This window comes from Polaromonas sp. YR568, from assembly GCF_900116715.1.
Classification (GTDB): Bacteria; Pseudomonadota; Gammaproteobacteria; order Burkholderiales; family Burkholderiaceae_C; genus Polaromonas.
In genome coordinates this window covers 45,147-60,287 of sequence record NZ_FPBM01000013.1, presented here as the reverse complement: position 1 = coordinate 60,287, position 15,141 = coordinate 45,147, and the positions used below count along the sequence as shown (strand labels likewise).

The window sequence follows — 15,141 nt, the reverse complement described above, 5'->3', positions numbered from 1 at the left end:
AAAGGTCCCCCAGGTAAATTTTTGTTAACGGCTTTGTCGTTAACGGGGCGGCTTGGCGGCCAGCTGTTTCTCGATCTCTTTGAGCAAGGCGCCGCTGGCCGGGTCGGCCATGGAATTGAAGCTGGTGACGCTCACACCGTCGCGCGCGATGACGTATTTGTAGAAGTTCCAGCGGGGCGTGGTGCCTGTCTTGGCCGTCAGCTGTTTGAAGAGCGGATTGGCGTCCTTGCCGGTCACGCTGGTCTTGGTGAACATGGGGAATTTCACCCCAAAGGTGCTTTCGCAGAAATCGGCAATCTCCTTGTTGCTGCCGGTTTCCTGCGAAAAGTCGTTGGAGGGAAAGCCCAGCACCACCAGGCCCTGGTCTTTGTATTTGGCGTGAAGCGCTTCCAGCCCCTTGTACTGGTGCGTGAAGCCGCAAAAGCTGGCGGTATTGATCACGACCACCACTTTGCCGCTGTATTGGCAGAGCGACTGGGGTTTTTCGTCCTGCAGGCGCAAAAAGTCCTGTTGCAGCAGGCTGGGGCAGGCCGCAGGCGCCGGGGTGGCGGCTGGCGTGGCCGGCCCGGACGGGGCGGCCATCGCGCCCGGGTGGGCTGCCAGCAGGGCGCCGCAGCACAGCGTGCTCAGCAGGAGGTTTTTGGGCGTGCAGGCAGGCATGATGGGACTCGCGGACATCGTGGACAGTTAGGTGGAAGGCGTATTTCATTTTGTCGTTCTTGGGGCCGTGGCACAAGCTGGCGCGGCGCGGGGTAGGCGCCGCCCTGGGAATACGCAGCCCGGCAGCGGCTGGATTCAGCCTGGTTCGAGGGCAGCATGGGGCTTGAAACAGCGGCCTGGGTAGGCGAACACGCCGGAATGGGGGTCGAAATCACCTGATTTGCCGGTAAATTGCTGACAAGTCGCAAGTTGTCACATTAGCCGCCTAAAATCACCCTAGTACCCAGGATGCGCCGGGAGGGCATCCAAGGCAGATTTATCTGCGTATTCGATTGCGAAGGAGCTCATATGCTTTACCCCGAACTGTTCAAACAACTTGAATCCGTCCGCTGGGACATGGACAAGGACATTCCATGGGCCAGTTTTGACCCGGCCAAGCTGACGGACGAGCAGGCCCAGACCATCAAGATGAACGCGATCACCGAATGGTCCGCGCTGCCGGCCACCGAGATGTTCCTGCGCGACAACAAGGACGACAGCGATTTCTCGGCCTTCATGTCCATCTGGTTCTTCGAAGAGCAAAAACACTCGCTGGTGCTGATGGAGTACCTCAAGCGCTTCCGCCCGGACCTGGCCCCCACGGAAAAAGAACTGCACGAGGTGCGCTTTGAATTTGAGCCGGCGCCCGCGCTGGAGACCCTGATGCTGCATTTTTGCGGCGAGATTCGCCTGAACCACTGGTACCGCCGCGCCAGCGAATGGCATACCGAGCCGGTCATCAAGCAGATTTACACCCAGCTCAGCCAGGACGAAGCGCGCCACGGCGGCGCCTACCTGCGCTACATGAAGCGGGCCATCAACAACTTCGGCAATGAAGCCAAATCCGCTTTCACCAAGGTGGGCGTGCTGATGGCCAGCGCGCGCCGCACGGCGCAGGCCCTGCACCCGACCAACCTGCATGTGAACAAAAGCCTCTTTCCGCGCGACACCATCCAGAGCCGCCTGCCCAACCCCGAGTGGCTGGAGCACTGGCTCGACACCCAGATCAAATTTGATGCGGTCTGGGAAGGCAAAGTGGTCGAGCGCATCTTGCACAACATGAGCCTGCTCATGAACCAGAGCTTCAAGACCGTGCAGGAGTTGAACCGCTACCGCAAGGAACTCGGCAAGGAGCTTGCAGAGTCCATCGCCACCAAGCCCGCAGCCGCAGGGGCTTGATGCAGGACGTCCGCTGGCCGAGCGCCTCGGGCGGGCGCAGCCGGGTGGTGGCCCGCGGCGCGCAGGTGTTTGCGGTAGCCAACGCCAGCGATGCTTCGCTGGATTTCGCCGGGCAATTGGCGCAGACGCTGTTCATGCTCGACGAGCATCTGGCCTATGCCGGCGCATCGCGCGCGGGCTTGCTGAGCGTGCAGATTTTCCTGGCGGACCTTCAAGACAAAAAGCAGCTGGATGCCGTCTGGCGGCAATGGGTCGGCGATGACAGCGCCGCCTGGCCGCAGCGTGCGGTGGTGGGCGCGCAGCTCGACGGCGGGCTGCTGGTCGAGATCGTGGCCCAGGCCTTCCGGTAAAGTGGCGTGATGCCCAGCGAGCCCCTACTTCCCCAGCCGCCCCAATTCCTGCAAAAAATCGTGTCCCGCGAGGAGGCGCCGCAGCGCCTGGCCGAGCTGCCCCGGCCCATTGTTTTTACCAACGGCGTCTTTGATGTTTTGCACAGGGGGCATGCTACCTATCTGGCCCATGCCCGTGCGCTGGGCGGCAGCCTGGTGGTGGCGCTGAACACCGACGCATCGGCCCGCCGCCTGGGCAAGGGGCCAGACCGGCCGCTCAATAACGAGCAGGACCGCGCCGTCATGATGGCGGCGCTGGAGTCGGTGAGCCTGGTCACCTGGTTTGACGAGAACACACCGCTTGAGTTGATCTCTGAATTGCAGCCCGACCTGCTGGTCAAGGGCGGTGATTACGACATGGACAAGCTCGCCGAAACCGCTGTGGTCAAAGCCTACGGCGGCAAGGCGCAGGCGATTCCATTTGTGGACGGGTATTCAACAACGGCCTTGGTGAAGAAAATCCGGTCGACGTAGAGCCGGGTTGTATCGCAGCTGACATCCCTTGTGCCGGGATGGCTGCAGGCGTCAGGCCGACTTGGCGATCAGCACGGCATTGGAGCCGCCGAAGGCGAAGGAATTCGACATCACCGCGCGCAGGCCTTTGGCGTACCGGGGCGTGAGCGGCACGTAGTCGAGATCGCAGCGCGGGTCCGGGTTCTCAAGAAATGCCGTGGGCGGCAATTGCCCGGCGCGCAGGGCCAGCACGCTGGCGATGAATTCCATGGCGCCCGCCGCACCCATTGCATGCCCGTGCACCCCTTTGCTGGAGCTGATGGGCAGGCGCGCGGCCAGGTCCTGGAAGGCCAGCTTGATGGCGCTGGTTTCAATCACATCACCCACGTCGGTCGCCGTGCCATGGGCATTGAGGTAGCCGATGTCGGATGCCTGCAGTTTCGCGTCTTCCAACGCGAGCGTCATGGCGCGCGCCTGGCCCTGGGCGTCGGGCTGCGTCAGGTGGTGGGCGTCCGTGGTCGAGGCGTAGCCGCAAAGCTCTGCCAGGATGTTGGCGCCGCGCCGTTTGGCGCTTTCCCACTCTTCCAGTACCAGCATGGCCGCGCCTTCGGCCAGCACCAGCCCGGTCCGGTCGACGGAAAACGGGCGGCATGACGTTTCGGCGCCGCCGGCGTGGGGCCTGGCCAGCGTATGCATGGCCTGCCAGGCTTTGATGGTGCCGCGGTTTAGCAGCGCCTCGGAGCCGCCTGCCAGCATGGCATCGGCATAACCGTGGCGAATCTGGCGGAAGGCTTCGCCGATGGAGGTGGCCGAGGAAGCGCAGGCGTTGGAGACTGTGCTGCTCGGCCCTTTGAGGCCGAACTCCATGGAGACATGGGCGGCAATCGCGTTGTTCATCGCCAGCACGACCGTCATGGGGCGCAGGCGCGCCACTTTTTGCTCAAGCAAGGCTGTGTACGCCGCCTCGGTGGAGCCGGCGCCGCCGCTACCCGTACCGAGCGATACGCCAAAACGTTCCGGTGTGAGGCCATTGGGCAAGGAGCCGGGTTCTGTCCCCAGCCCGGCTTGCGCCATGGCCTCGCGGCCCGCCACCAGCGCGAACTGGCTGACGCGGTCCATGGTCAGCAGGCGCGCGCGCGGAAAGTGAGGGTCGGGATCAAAGTCGATCGCACCGGCGAGCACGCTTTCGGTGCCGGTGGGAAAAGGGATGTCTACGGCCCGGATGCCGGACTGTGCCGACAGCAGGGCTTGAAAGAATGCGGAGGTGCCGGTCCCGACGGCGGAGATGACGCCCAGACCCGTAATGGCAACGCGACGCATGGGTATCCTGAAAGGGCCCCGTCAGGGCTCAGGCGGCAGGTTTGCCCGCTGGCAGCAAAGGCTCGATCAGCTGGACCATTTCGGCAAGCGTGCGAGGCGGGTTGGCCTGGTCAGGGATCTGGATGCCGAACTGGTCTTCGATCTGGAACAGGAATTCGATGACGGCCAGCGAGTCCAGCCCGAGGCTCTCCAGCGTGGCATCCGGCAGCAGTTTTTCTTCGCTGATGCCAAACGTCTCGGCAAAAAGATTGATCAAATCAGAATTCATCACCCAACCAGTACATGTGTATACAAAGCGTCATTGTCCCACCATCGCCATGACAAGCTGACGATTGCTCGAGCCTCAAAGTCATTCTACAAAAGCGATGGCGTTGTTTTTGTGCCTCAAGGGGTGTACATCTGCCGGACGGCGTCCGACAGGCTGAACGTTCCCAATAGCTCCCCCAGATAGCTGACCGGTGCGGGCGCAACGGCTGCCGCACCGATTTCGGCGCGCAAACGGGCGTTGCTGAACACCGCGTCGGCTGTCAAAAAAGGCAGGTAAGGCTGCAGTGCGTCGAACATCCATCGCTGGCGGGCAAATTTGGGTGTCGGCACGTAGTCGCGCCCCCGCATCACCAGCTTGCCGATGCCCGGCATCGTGGCCGTCAACTCATCGGCCAGCGCTTTAAACGTCATGGAGTCTTCGCCGGTTGACACGTGGTAGCAGTCGTGCGCCAGCGTGTCCTTGAGCAGCATTTCGGCAAAGGCGCCGGCAATGAAGTCCACGGGCGCGAAGTCGAGCCTGGCCAGCGGGTCCAGGGGCACATCGCCCAGTTCGGCCATCACTGGAATCGACCACAACATGTTGCGCGCCAGCTTGGCGTCGTCAATGCCGCGCGACAGCACGATGCCGGGGCGCAGGCTCACAAAGGGGCTGCCGCCGGCGCGCAGCAGCGTTTCGGCGTCGCGTTTGGAGCGGATGTAGTCGTTGGCATAGCCGGCAAAGGGCATGTCTTCGGTGATCACGCCGCGCGGCTCGGTGGTAACCGCCGCCGTGCCGACAAAAAAGCCGCGCTGGGAGGGGGCGAGGTTCTTGAGGATGACCGAAAAGTGCTCGGCCGCCTTGATATTGATAGGGTAAACCCCAGCGCCGGGCTTGAACGAGGTGCTGGCCGCCGAATGCAGGATCACGTCGGCCGATTGCAGGACCGCCGTGCTGAGGCCGAAATTGGGTTCAATGACGTCGCCCGCCTCGGCCGACACCATGTCGGCAAATTCGGGTTTCCACAAAACGCTCTTTTGAAGGCGCTCCAGGAGGCGGGTGCGGGCCTGGTTCGAATCGGCGGCGCGCACCACAGCAGTGCTGTAGACGCCGCGCGCGGCCAGAAGAAGCATCAACTCGCCGCCAATCAGGCCAGTTGCGCCCGAAAGCAGTACGCGTTTTGACATGTGAAGAAATGTAAAGCTGAACCCACGAGTATAAGCCAGCCAGAGGGGCCGGCCAACAAAACCCCGGTGGGCGCAGGCGTCTAAATGCCTTCGAATTCCCGTAAAACCGCACGTTGCGGCGCTTTTTTTGGCGCCGCCCGTGTCTCCTCTATTTGGAGGAGGCCTCTACAGCCGGGTTTTCCGGGGTTTTTCCGTCACCCTGCTTGCCGCGCAGCCGTGCCGTCATGCGTTTGATCAGGTGTTCCAGGTCATCGATGTAGGTAAATACCGCGGGCACCACCAGCAGGCTGAGCACGGTGGAGGTGATCAGGCCGCCAATTACCGCAATCGACATCGGCGAGCGAAAGCTCGGGTCCGCCGCGCCAAAGCCCAGTGCAATCGGCATCATGCCGGCGCCCATGGCCAGTGTGGTCATGATGATGGGCCGCGCACGTTTGTGGCAGGCGTCAAGCAAGGCGTCCCAGCGTGACAGGTTGTGGTCCCGCCGCGCGACGATGGCGTATTCCACCAGCAGGATGGAGTTTTTGGTGGCAATGCCCATCAGCATGATCAGGCCGATAAGCGAGGGCATGGAAAAACTCTTCTGCGCGATCAGCAGGCCGACAAAGGCGCCGCCCAGGGACAAGGGTAAAGCGGCAAGAATGGTCACCGGGTGCAGGAAATCCTTGAACAGCAGCACCAGCACGATGTAGATGCACAGCACGCCGGTCAGCATGGCCAGGCCAAAGCTGGCAAACAGCTCGCCCATCACTTCGGCGTCGCCAACCTCCACTACTTTCACGCCTGCCGGCAGGTTTTTGATGGTCGGCAGCAGCTTGACCTCTTCGGTGATGTCGCCCAGCGCGCGCCCCGAGAGTTCGATTTCAAACTTCACGTTTCGCGAGCGGTCATAGCGGTCGATGATGGCCGGCCCGCCAGTCACTTCCAGGGTGGCCACCTGGCCCAGCATCACCGGCCCCACGCCCGGCTTCACGCTGGGCACCGCCAGGCGCTCGAGCACGCTCAGGTCCTTGCGCGCGGCATCGTCCAGCCGCACGACGATGGGCACCTGGCGCTGCGACAGGTTCAGCTTGGGCAATGACTCCTCATAGTCGCCCACCGTGGCAATACGAAGCGTCTCGCCCATGGCCGCGCTGGTCACGCCCAGGTCGGCGGCGCGGGCGAAGTCCGGCTTGATGGCGATCTCAGGCCTGACCAGGCTGGCGCTCGACGAGATGTTGCCCAGGCCCGGTATGGTGCGCAGGTCTTTCTCGACGGCAAGCGCCGCTGCCAGCAGTGCGTTGGAGTCCTCGGCCGTCAGCATCAGGATGTAGGCCTCGCCCGAGCCGCCCAGGCCCACCTTGCTGCGCACGCCGGGCAGCGCCTCGAGTGCGGCCCGCATCTTGTTCTCGATGCCCTGCTTGCGCGGCCGCTGACTGCGTTCGTCCAGCAGCACCGTCAGCGTGGCTTTGCGGGTTTCCGCCGCGCCCTGCATGGCAAACGGGTCGCCGCCCGCGGAGCCGCCGCCTATGGTGGTGTAGACGCTCTTGACGTGCTCGACCTTGCTGATGAGCTGGCGCGCATGTTCGGCGGAGGCCTTGGTCTGGGTCAGCGTGGTGCCCGGGGGCAGTTCCAGGTAGACCTGGGTCTGCGAGTTGTCGTCGGCCGGGATAAAGCCCGTGGGCAGCAGCGGCACCAGTGCCACCGAGCCGAAGAAAAACAGCGTCGCCATGATCATGGTCTTCACACGGTGCTGCATACACCAGGTGGCCGCCCGCATGTACCACCTCATCCAGGCCGGGTCGCTGTGCGTGCCCACTACCGGTTTGAGGATGTAGGCCGCCATCATGGGCGTCAGCACCCGCGCCACCACCAGCGAGGCGAACACCGCCAGCGACGCCGTCCAGCCGAATTGCTTGAAGAACTTTCCGGCCACGCCACTCATGAAGGCGGTCGGCAAAAACACGGCGATCAGCGTGAAGGTGGTGGCTACCACCGCCAGGCCGATTTCATCGGCCGCTTCCATGGCGGCTTCATAAGGCGTTTTCCCCATGCGCAAGTGGCGCACGATGTTCTCGACTTCCACGATGGCGTCGTCCACCAAAATGCCGATGACTAGCGACAGCGCCAGCAGCGTGATCACGTTGATGGAAAAGCCCAGCATATGCATGCCGATAAACGCCGGGATCACCGACAGCGGCAGCGCCACGGCAGACACAAAGGTCGCGCGCCAGTCGCGCAAGAAGAGCCATACCACCAGCACCGCCAGGATGCCGCCCTCATAGAGCAGGTGCATGGAGCCGTCGTATTCCTCCTGCACGGGCTGCACGAAGTTGAACGCTTCCGTGAGCTCGACGTCGGGATGCTGCAGCTTGAGGTCGGCCAGTGCTGCCTGCACGGCGGCGCCCACAGCCACTTCACTCTCGCCACGGCTGCGCGAGACCTCAAAGCCCACAACAGGCTTGCCGTCCAGCAGGGCGGCGGCGCGCGGCTCGGCGGTGGTGTCGCTCACGGTGGCCACCTGGTCAAGCCGTATGCGCCGGCCGTCGCTCAGCGCCAGCTCCATGCTGCCCAGCTCGGCGGCGGATTTGACCGTGGCCAGCGTGCGAATGGGTTGCTCGCTGCCGCCCAGGTCGGCGCGCCCGCCTGCGCTCTCGGTCTGCACCTGGCGCAACTGGCGTGACACATCGGCCGCCGTCGCGCCCAGGGCTTGCAGGCGAGACGGGTCCAGCGCAATGCGCACTTCGCGCGACACACCGCCCACGCGGTTGACGGCGCCCACGCCGCGCACGGACAGCAGCTTGCGGGAAATATCGTTATCGACAAACCAGGAGAGGGCCTCTTCGTCCATGCGCGGCGAGCGGATGGTGAAGGCCAGCACCGGCTGTCCGGCCAGGTCCATCTTGGTCACGACCGGGTCGCGCACATCGGCGGGCAGCTCACCGCGCACCTTGGCCACGGCGGCGCGCACATCGTCGACTGCCTCCTGCACCGGCTTTTCAAGCCGGAACTCGGCGGTGATGGTGGCCCCGCCGTCCTGCACCTTGGTGTAGATGTGCTTGAGGCCCTGTACCGTCGCGATCGAGTTTTCCAGCTTGCGCGCGACTTCGGTTTCAAGCTGGGCGGGCGCCGCGCCCGGCAGCGAGGCCGACACCGTCACGGTGGGCAGGTCGATGTCCGGGAAGTTCTGCACCTTCATGGCCTTGAACGACAGCATGCCGGCAAAGGTCAGCAGCACGAACAGCATGACCGCGGGGATCGGATTCTTGATCGACCATGAGGAGACATTCATCTGGAGTGCTCCTTATTTGGTAGCGGCTTGCGCCCGGCTGGCAGGCGCTGCGGGCTTGCTGGGTGCCTCATCATTGACGCGGACCAGGTCCCCGTCGTTCAGAAAGCCAGCGCCACTCACGATGACGCGTGCATCGGCTGCGAGGCCGGAGGTGATCTCCAGCCGGTCGCCGGCCAGGCGGCCGGTCTGCACCTTCAGCTGGCTGATGCGGTTGTCGGGGTTGAGCTTGAACACATAGTTAAAACCGTCGCGCACCACCAGCGCGGGTTGCGGCACGGTCAGCGCCGGCGTTGTGCCCAGGTCAAACTCCCCGCGGGCGAACATGCCGGCCTTGGCCGGCGACGCCATGCCGGCAGAGACCGGCAAATCCACGTAGACCAGTGCGGCGCGCGTTTGCGGGTCGACACTCGGGGCGATCATGCGCACCTTGCCTTTGAGCTCGGCGCCGCTGGCGGCGACAACCGTGGCCATGGTGCCCGCCTTGATGCGGCCCAGCTCGGCGGAGGTGACTTCCGCGCGCCATTCCAGGCGTCCGCCGCGAATCAGCCGGAAGAGCTCGGTGCCCTGGGGCACGACAGAGCCGACGGTCGCGGTGCGTGCTGAAATCACGCCGCTGTCGGGCGCCAGCACCTGTGTGTTCTTGCCGCGCAGCTGCTGGGCGTCCAGCACGGCTTTGGCCGCTTCGACACGCGCCTTGGCGGTTTGCTCGGCCGTGTTGTACTGGTTGATCTGCTGCTCGCTCAAGGCGCCGGAGCTTGCCAGCGTGCGGGCGCGCGCGGCGTTGTCGGCGGCGTCCGAGGCATTGGCCTGGGCCTCGATCAGGCTGGCGCGGGCCTGGGCCGTGTCGGCCTGCACGCTGTCGCCCGAGAACACCGCCAGCACCTGCCCGGCCTTGACCTGGTCGCCCACGTTGGCCTGCACCTGCACCAGCCTGAGGCCGTTGGACTCGGAGCCGATCACGGCTTCCTGCCAGGCGGTGATGTTGCCGTTGGCGCTGAGCTTGACCGGCAGGTTCACCTGAACCGGCAGCGCGGTGGCGACGGTCAGGGCCGGCTTGGAAGTCGCGGCCTTGGGGTCCGGCTTGGCATCGGATTTCGGGATAAACAGGGCAGCCGCCCCGGCAATCACTACGACGGCAGCTATCAAGGCAATCGCAACGGGTTTGAGTTTGAAGTTGGGCATGGTGTGCAAGGGGTCTGTCATGGAGGTGGCAGGGTCATCAGGCCGCGGCGTCAGGGCGCGGTGATGGCGGCGGGAGTGAAGGGAGCGGGTACATCTGAAACCACGGGCGGCACCGGCGGCTCGGCAGTGGTCCAGCCGCCGCCCAGCGCGCGGTACAGCGACACCCAGGCGCTGCGGCGGTCACGCTGCAAGGTGACCACGGCGCTTTGGGCCGCCAGCAGGGTGCGGCGGGCGTCTTCAAGCTCGACCAGGCTGGCCAGCCCGCTTTTGTAGCGGGCTTCGGTGCCGGTGAACGAGGCGCGGTAGCCTTGCGCGGCGATGGCGGCATCGTCGGTACGCTCGGCGGTGCTTTGCAGGTTCACCAGCGCCTCCTCAACTTCGCGCACGGCTTTTCGCACGCTGGCCCGGTACTGCGTCGCGGCATCTTCATAGCGTGCCTTGGCGGCTTCCACATTGGCTTCGCTGGCGCCGCCGTCAAACAGCGGAATCGTCAGCTGGAGCGGCCCGACCGTCCAGGTGTCAAAGCGCTGCGTGGAAGCGCTGGTGCGGCTTTTGGTGGTGTAGATCGAGCCGTTCAGCGTCAGCCGGGGGAAACGCTGTGCCCGCGCGCTGCCCACTTCCAGCCGGGCCGCGTCCACTTCGCGTGCCGCATTGAAGATATCGGGCCGCTGGGCAAGCACTTCGGCAGGCACGCTGATGACGGGCGCCATGGATTCCTGCGTCAGGTCAACCGGCGCGCTGGCCAGCTTTTGCCGCAAGGCCGGTTCTTCGACGGCGGTGAGCGCCACCAGCGCCTTGATGTCCAGGTCGCACAAGGTGCGCTGCTGGATGGCGTTGCCGTGGCCCTCCGCGGCACTGGCCCGGGCCAGCGCCGCCGTGGCGGGCGCCTGGAAGCCGGCCTTGGTGCTGAGGTCCGACAGCCGCGCGGTTTCGGCGCGCGAGGCCGCGTCGGAGCGTGCCACGTCCAGCAGTTTTTCGCAGGCGCGATAGCTGTAGTACTGCGTCGCGATTTCGGCGGCGACCGATACACGCGCGGCATGCCACATCGCCTCCGCGCCTTCAAAACGGTGCTGGTCGGCGTCGCGGCTGGCCGCGTACTGGCCAAACAGGTCGATTTCCCAGGCCGTTTGCAAGCCTGCCTCCAGTGTCGTGGCAATCGGCGGCGCTGCCGCTCGATTTATGGGCGCCGATCGCCCGCGGCTGGCGCTGGCGCTAGCGTCCAGCGTGGGCAGCATGGCCGCCGCAGAGGCCACGCGCGACGCCCGCGCCTGCTCGATATTGGAGCGTGCCGTCGAAACATCCGGGTTCACCGCTTCGCCGGCCATGATCAGCTCAACCAGCAAGGGATCGTTTTGCTGCTGCCACCATTGGGACAACCCTGTCAGGCTGCCGCCGTGGGGCAATGCTGCGGTGGTGCCGCTGGCCGGCAAGGGCGCTTGCCACTGTGTGGGGACAGGCGCGGCCGGCGTGTGGTGGGGAAGGTCCACCGCGCAGCCGGCGAGCAGCAGTGTGCACGCGACCGCCAATGACCCCAGCGGCCCCGGCGAGAGCAGGCGAAAAGGCTTGCGACGGAGGTCAGGCTTATTCATGGTGTGCAGTTTTCAGGCGCGGCTTGCCAGCCGCTGGGTGGTCAAGAGAATGTTTGCGCCGCGCTTCATCGACGGCGACCATCGCCTCCGCGTAGGCGACCAGGCTGGCGGCCCACTGTTCCACGGCGTCAGGCGCGCCGAAGAGCTGGGGCCGGATCGCGTCCACCACCTCGCGGCTGATGAACATATGAATCGCCAGCCCGGTGATGGAAAAGGCCAGCCGGTGCACGTCGTCGTCGGCTTTGGTCAGGCCCAGGTGGCGGCAGAGCACTTTCACCAGGGCCGCATGCGCGGGCTTGATGCCCTGGTCGATTTCCTCGGCCCACAAACCCGTGGGCTCCAGCATCTCGCGAAAGTGCAGCTTGGTGCACAACTGCACCAGCTCGCCCTGGCGCAGGGGCTCCAGGAAACCCGAGAAAAAACCTTCCAGGGACTGGCGCAAGGTGAAGTGGGGCTGGTTGTACAGCGCGATGTCGTCGCGTGCGCTGCCCAGGGGCTCGGTGAACACGGCGCGGTACAGCCCGGCCTTGTCGCCGAAGTAGTAGCTGATCGCCGCCACGTTGGCGCCCGCTGCCTGGGCGATGTCGCGGATGGAGGTTTTGGCAAACCCTTTTTCAGAAAACAGGCGCAGTGCCGTGTGCAGCAGGTGGGCCCGGGCGTGGGCGCCATCGGAGCGCTGCTTGCGGGTTTCGCCTTCGGCGCCTGCGGCGCGCAAGGGAGTTTTGGGGCGGACGTCGGCATTCATGTGCCCGCATTAAAGCACATGAATCAAACAAATGATTGAATTAAATCAGTTGATTGACTTAAAAGTGGCAACCCACAGGGCCTGGATGGCGTCGCACTCGGCCTGCAAGGTGGGCGGGGTGACCTGGGTGGGTTCTTCGTTCAGGCGCGCCCGGTGCTGGACCCGCCGCAGTTCGCGGTAGGCGGCCGCCGCGCGCTGGCCCACGCCGGGCGGCAGCAAGCCGGCAACCTCGGCGCGTTGCAGCAGCGAGATATTGCCGACGTTGGCGATCAGCTCCGGGTGCTGCGCGGACTGCGACAGCACCAGGAACTGCACGGCAAATTCAGCGTCCACCATGCCGCCGGGGCTGTGCTTGACATCGAACTTCTCGGGCTCGGGGGCGGTGGGCTCTCCGTCTGACAGATGCGGAGTGTGGGCGCGCTTGATGGGGTGGGCATTGCGCACTTTCTCGCGCATGGCGACGATTTCGCCGCGCAGCGCCGCCGTGTCGCGCGGCGCGGTGATGACCGATTCCCGCACCTCGTCAAAACGTTTGCGCAGGGCGTCATCGCCCAGCACGCAGCGGGCGCGCGTCATGGCCTGGTGTTCCCAGGTCCAGGCGGTGTTGCTGCCGCGCTGCTGCTGGTAGCGGGTGTAGGCGTCAAAGCTCGTGACCAGCAGGCCTGAGTTGCCGTTGGGCCGCAGGGCCGTGTCGATCTCGAACAGGTCGCCTTCGCCGGTCTTGATGGTCAGCCAGTTGATCAGCTTGCGCACAAAGGCGGCATAGACCTCGGGCGCCCGCTCGTCCTCGTCCTCATAGACAAACACGATGTCGAGGTCGCTGCCGTAGCCCAGCTCCTTGCCACCCAGTTTGCCGTAGGCAATGATGGCGAACTGCGGCGTCTCGCGGTGGCGGTTCTTCAGGCGCTGCCAGCACCAGTCGGTGGTCACGCACAGCACGGCTTCGGCCAGTGCGCTGAGGTCGTCGGCCACCTGCTCGACGGTGAGCACGCCTTCCAGATCGCGTGCCAGCGTGCGAAACACCTCGGCATGGTGCGCGCGGCGCAGCAGGTTCAGGCAGGTTTCCTCATCGTCTTCGCCGGTGCTTTTGAGTGCGGCCAGGCGCTGGCGCAAGTCGCGCGCGAAAGCCGTTGCTTCAAAGCGCTCCTTAAGCAGTTCGTCGCTGGCCAGCTCGTCGATCACGCCGGGGTGTTGCAGCAGGTAGCGTGCGGGCCACCTGGCGGCGCCCAGCAGGCGCAGCAGGCGCTCGTGCACGGCGGGCCGCTCCAGCAGCAATGCGAGGTAGCTTTCGCGCCGCAGCAGCGGCTCAATCCAGTCGATGATCCGTATGGCCGCTTCTTCAGTCACCGCGCCTTCGGCCAGCCAGCTGGCGGTGCGTTGCACCAGCCGTGTCAGGCGCGCGCGTGAATCCTCTCTCAGGGCCAGCACGCGCGGGTGCTGGCGCCACAGCGTGAGCCGTTCGCGGAACTTCTCAGGCCATTGTTCCGACAACTGCGCCAACAGGTCGTCAAGCTGCTGCGGCGCGGCCTTGGCTGTCTTGCCGCCGCAGCCTTTGCAGTCCGCCTTGCCGCCCAGCAGCTTGTCAAATTCACCGGCGACCAGCTCGCGGTGGGCATCGAGTTCACTGAGGAAGGGGCAGCAGTTGCCATAGCCCAGCGTCTCGGCAATCCACGCCAGGTCGTCGTCGCGTGTGGGCAGCACATGCGTCTGCTGGTCGTCCAGGTACTGGATGCGGTGCTCCACCTTGCGCAGGAAATCGTAGGCACGCGCCAGCGCGTCGGCGGTCTCTTGCGGCATCAGGCCCGCGCGGGCCACGCGCTGCAGGGCATCCACCGTGGGGCGGGTGCGCAGTTCCGGGAATTGCCCGCCGCGCACCACTTGCAGCAACTGCACGGTGAACTCGATCTCGCGTATGCCGCCGCGGGACATCTTGACGTCGTTGGCGCGCTCCGGGTGTCCCGCGCAGCGCTTGGCCGCATGCTCGCGAATCTGCTTGTGCAGGATGCGCAGCGCGTCAAACACGTTGTAGTCCAGGTACTTTCTGAACACGAAGGGCAGCACCGGCCCGCGCAGGGCCTGCGCGGCGCCGCTTTGCACGCATTCGAGTGGTGCGACCACCCGGCTCTTGAGCCAGGCAAAGCGTTCCCACTCCCGGCCCTGGGCCTGGAAGTATTCCTCCAGCGCACTGAGCGAAACAGCGGCAGGCCCGGAATTGCCATTGGGCCGCAGCGCCAGATCCACCCGGAACACAAAACCATGTTCGGTGGCGTCGCCGATCAGGCTGAAGACGGATTTGACCTGGTGTGAAAAATACTCGTGGTTTGAAATCTGCCCGCGGCCATCGCTGCGCCCCGCAGTCTCGCCATCGTGGTCATAGACGTAGATCAGGTCGATATCGCTGGAGACATTGAGCTCGCGCGCACCGAGCTTGCCCATGCCTACCACCCACATCCGGGCACGCGAGCCGTCGGGGGCCTGCGGCGGGCCGTACAGCGCATCGAGCTTTTGGCTGGAGTCGCGCATGGCGGCATCCAGCGCCAGCTCCGCCAGCTCGGTCATGGCCCGTGTCACCACCACCAGGGGGGCCTGGTGCTCGCAGGCGCCGTCGCAATCAAGCACCACCAGCCGCTCCATCACGAGCTGGCGCAGCACCCGCAGCGCGGCCCCGATTTCCAGGCCTTGGCCCAGCAGTGCGTCGAGGGTGACTTGCATGCCCGCACGCACAGGCGCGCCGGCAGGCAGGAGTGGGAGCTCGCCAGCATAGCGGCGGCGTACCCGCTGGACGAACCGTGAATAGTCCGATGCGGCCGGCCCGGTGGCGGGTAGGGTCTCAAGGCGGGCGGTTGGGACGACTGTCATCACACTACTTCACAAAACTTCATG

Annotated in this window: 12 protein-coding genes; 3 read left to right on the top strand and 9 right to left on the bottom strand. The window is 65.1% G+C overall.

Annotation, left to right across the window (positions count from 1 at the left end; all coding sequences use genetic code 11):
* Window positions 1–39 precede the first annotated feature (39 nt).
* Window positions 40–678: a glutathione peroxidase gene (locus BM408_RS20890; protein WP_371327037.1), complete on the bottom strand. Its 639-nt coding sequence runs from the start codon at window positions 676–678 to the stop codon at window positions 40–42.
* 330 nt (window positions 679–1,008) lie between these two features.
* On the opposite strand from BM408_RS20890, the gene BM408_RS20885 reads away from it, so the two are divergent.
* The 3 genes from BM408_RS20885 to rfaE2 are packed head-to-tail and all read left to right on the top strand — an operon-like array spanning window position 1,009 to window position 2,741.
* The gene (locus tag BM408_RS20885; protein ID WP_092132461.1) at window positions 1,009–1,878 is read left to right on the top strand and encodes a ferritin family protein; all 870 of its coding nucleotides are present in this window, start codon (window positions 1,009–1,011) and stop codon (window positions 1,876–1,878) included.
* On the top strand, window positions 1,878–2,228 hold the full coding sequence (locus BM408_RS20880; protein WP_092132460.1) for a Rid family hydrolase: 351 nt from the start codon (window positions 1,878–1,880) through the stop codon (window positions 2,226–2,228). The genes BM408_RS20885 and BM408_RS20880 overlap by 1 nt, the downstream gene beginning before the upstream one ends.
* A gap of 9 nt (window positions 2,229–2,237) precedes the next feature.
* Window positions 2,238–2,741 (top strand): D-glycero-beta-D-manno-heptose 1-phosphate adenylyltransferase, encoded by a 504-nt coding sequence (rfaE2, locus tag BM408_RS20875; RefSeq protein ID WP_092132458.1) that lies wholly within the window; start codon window positions 2,238–2,240, stop codon window positions 2,739–2,741.
* Between the two features lie 51 nt (window positions 2,742–2,792).
* On the opposite strand, the gene BM408_RS20870 is transcribed toward rfaE2, so the two are convergent.
* The 8 genes from BM408_RS20870 to glnE all read right to left on the bottom strand — a co-directional run bounded on the left by BM408_RS20870 (window position 2,793) and on the right by glnE (window position 15,117).
* Window positions 2,793–4,040, bottom strand: coding sequence for a beta-ketoacyl-[acyl-carrier-protein] synthase family protein (locus BM408_RS20870; protein WP_092132457.1), 1,248 nt, complete (start codon window positions 4,038–4,040; stop codon window positions 2,793–2,795).
* Window positions 4,041–4,068: 28 nt separating this feature from the next.
* Window positions 4,069–4,308 (bottom strand): acyl carrier protein, encoded by a 240-nt coding sequence (locus tag BM408_RS20865; RefSeq protein ID WP_092132455.1) that lies wholly within the window; start codon window positions 4,306–4,308, stop codon window positions 4,069–4,071.
* 116 nt (window positions 4,309–4,424) lie between these two features.
* Complete coding sequence (locus BM408_RS20860) at window positions 4,425–5,471, bottom strand: SDR family oxidoreductase (protein WP_092132453.1); 1,047 nt, start codon at window positions 5,469–5,471, stop codon at window positions 4,425–4,427.
* A gap of 148 nt (window positions 5,472–5,619) precedes the next feature.
* Complete coding sequence (locus BM408_RS20855; RefSeq protein WP_092132452.1) at window positions 5,620–8,742, bottom strand: efflux RND transporter permease subunit; 3,123 nt, start codon at window positions 8,740–8,742, stop codon at window positions 5,620–5,622.
* A gap of 12 nt (window positions 8,743–8,754) precedes the next feature.
* On the bottom strand, window positions 8,755–9,945 hold the full coding sequence (locus tag BM408_RS20850; RefSeq protein WP_092132451.1) for an efflux RND transporter periplasmic adaptor subunit: 1,191 nt from the start codon (window positions 9,943–9,945) through the stop codon (window positions 8,755–8,757).
* Window positions 9,946–9,974: 29 nt separating this feature from the next.
* The gene (locus BM408_RS20845; protein WP_092132449.1) at window positions 9,975–11,513 is read right to left on the bottom strand and encodes an efflux transporter outer membrane subunit; all 1,539 of its coding nucleotides are present in this window, start codon (window positions 11,511–11,513) and stop codon (window positions 9,975–9,977) included.
* Window positions 11,506–12,258 (bottom strand): CerR family C-terminal domain-containing protein, encoded by a 753-nt coding sequence (locus BM408_RS20840; RefSeq protein ID WP_092132447.1) that lies wholly within the window; start codon window positions 12,256–12,258, stop codon window positions 11,506–11,508. The genes BM408_RS20845 and BM408_RS20840 overlap by 8 nt, the downstream gene beginning before the upstream one ends.
* Before the next feature lie 45 nt (window positions 12,259–12,303).
* A complete protein-coding gene (gene glnE / locus BM408_RS20835) occupies window positions 12,304–15,117 on the bottom strand; it encodes a bifunctional [glutamate--ammonia ligase]-adenylyl-L-tyrosine phosphorylase/[glutamate--ammonia-ligase] adenylyltransferase (protein WP_092132446.1) in 2,814 nt (937 codons plus the stop codon).
* Between the last annotated feature and the right edge of the window lie 24 nt (window positions 15,118–15,141).

Excerpts from the sequence above, each read along its gene's own strand:
- BM408_RS20890 (WP_371327037.1), bottom strand. The coding sequence starts at position 678 with ATGTCCGCGAGTCCCATCATGCCTGCCTGCACGCCCAAAAACCTCCTG.
- BM408_RS20885 (WP_092132461.1), top strand. The coding sequence starts at position 1,009 with ATGCTTTACCCCGAACTGTTCAAACAACTTGAATCCGTCCGCTGGGAC.
- BM408_RS20880 (WP_092132460.1), top strand. The coding sequence starts at position 1,878 with ATGCAGGACGTCCGCTGGCCGAGCGCCTCGGGCGGGCGCAGCCGGGTG.
- rfaE2 (WP_092132458.1), top strand. The coding sequence starts at position 2,238 with ATGCCCAGCGAGCCCCTACTTCCCCAGCCGCCCCAATTCCTGCAAAAA.
- BM408_RS20870 (WP_092132457.1), bottom strand. The coding sequence starts at position 4,040 with ATGCGTCGCGTTGCCATTACGGGTCTGGGCGTCATCTCCGCCGTCGGG.
- BM408_RS20865 (WP_092132455.1), bottom strand. The coding sequence starts at position 4,308 with ATGAATTCTGATTTGATCAATCTTTTTGCCGAGACGTTTGGCATCAGC.
- BM408_RS20860 (WP_092132453.1), bottom strand. The coding sequence starts at position 5,471 with ATGTCAAAACGCGTACTGCTTTCGGGCGCAACTGGCCTGATTGGCGGC.
- BM408_RS20855 (WP_092132452.1), bottom strand. The coding sequence starts at position 8,742 with ATGAATGTCTCCTCATGGTCGATCAAGAATCCGATCCCCGCGGTCATG.
- BM408_RS20850 (WP_092132451.1), bottom strand. The coding sequence starts at position 9,945 with ATGACAGACCCCTTGCACACCATGCCCAACTTCAAACTCAAACCCGTT.
- BM408_RS20845 (WP_092132449.1), bottom strand. The coding sequence starts at position 11,513 with ATGAATAAGCCTGACCTCCGTCGCAAGCCTTTTCGCCTGCTCTCGCCG.
- BM408_RS20840 (WP_092132447.1), bottom strand. The coding sequence starts at position 12,258 with ATGAATGCCGACGTCCGCCCCAAAACTCCCTTGCGCGCCGCAGGCGCC.
- glnE (WP_092132446.1), bottom strand. The coding sequence starts at position 15,117 with ATGACAGTCGTCCCAACCGCCCGCCTTGAGACCCTACCCGCCACCGGG.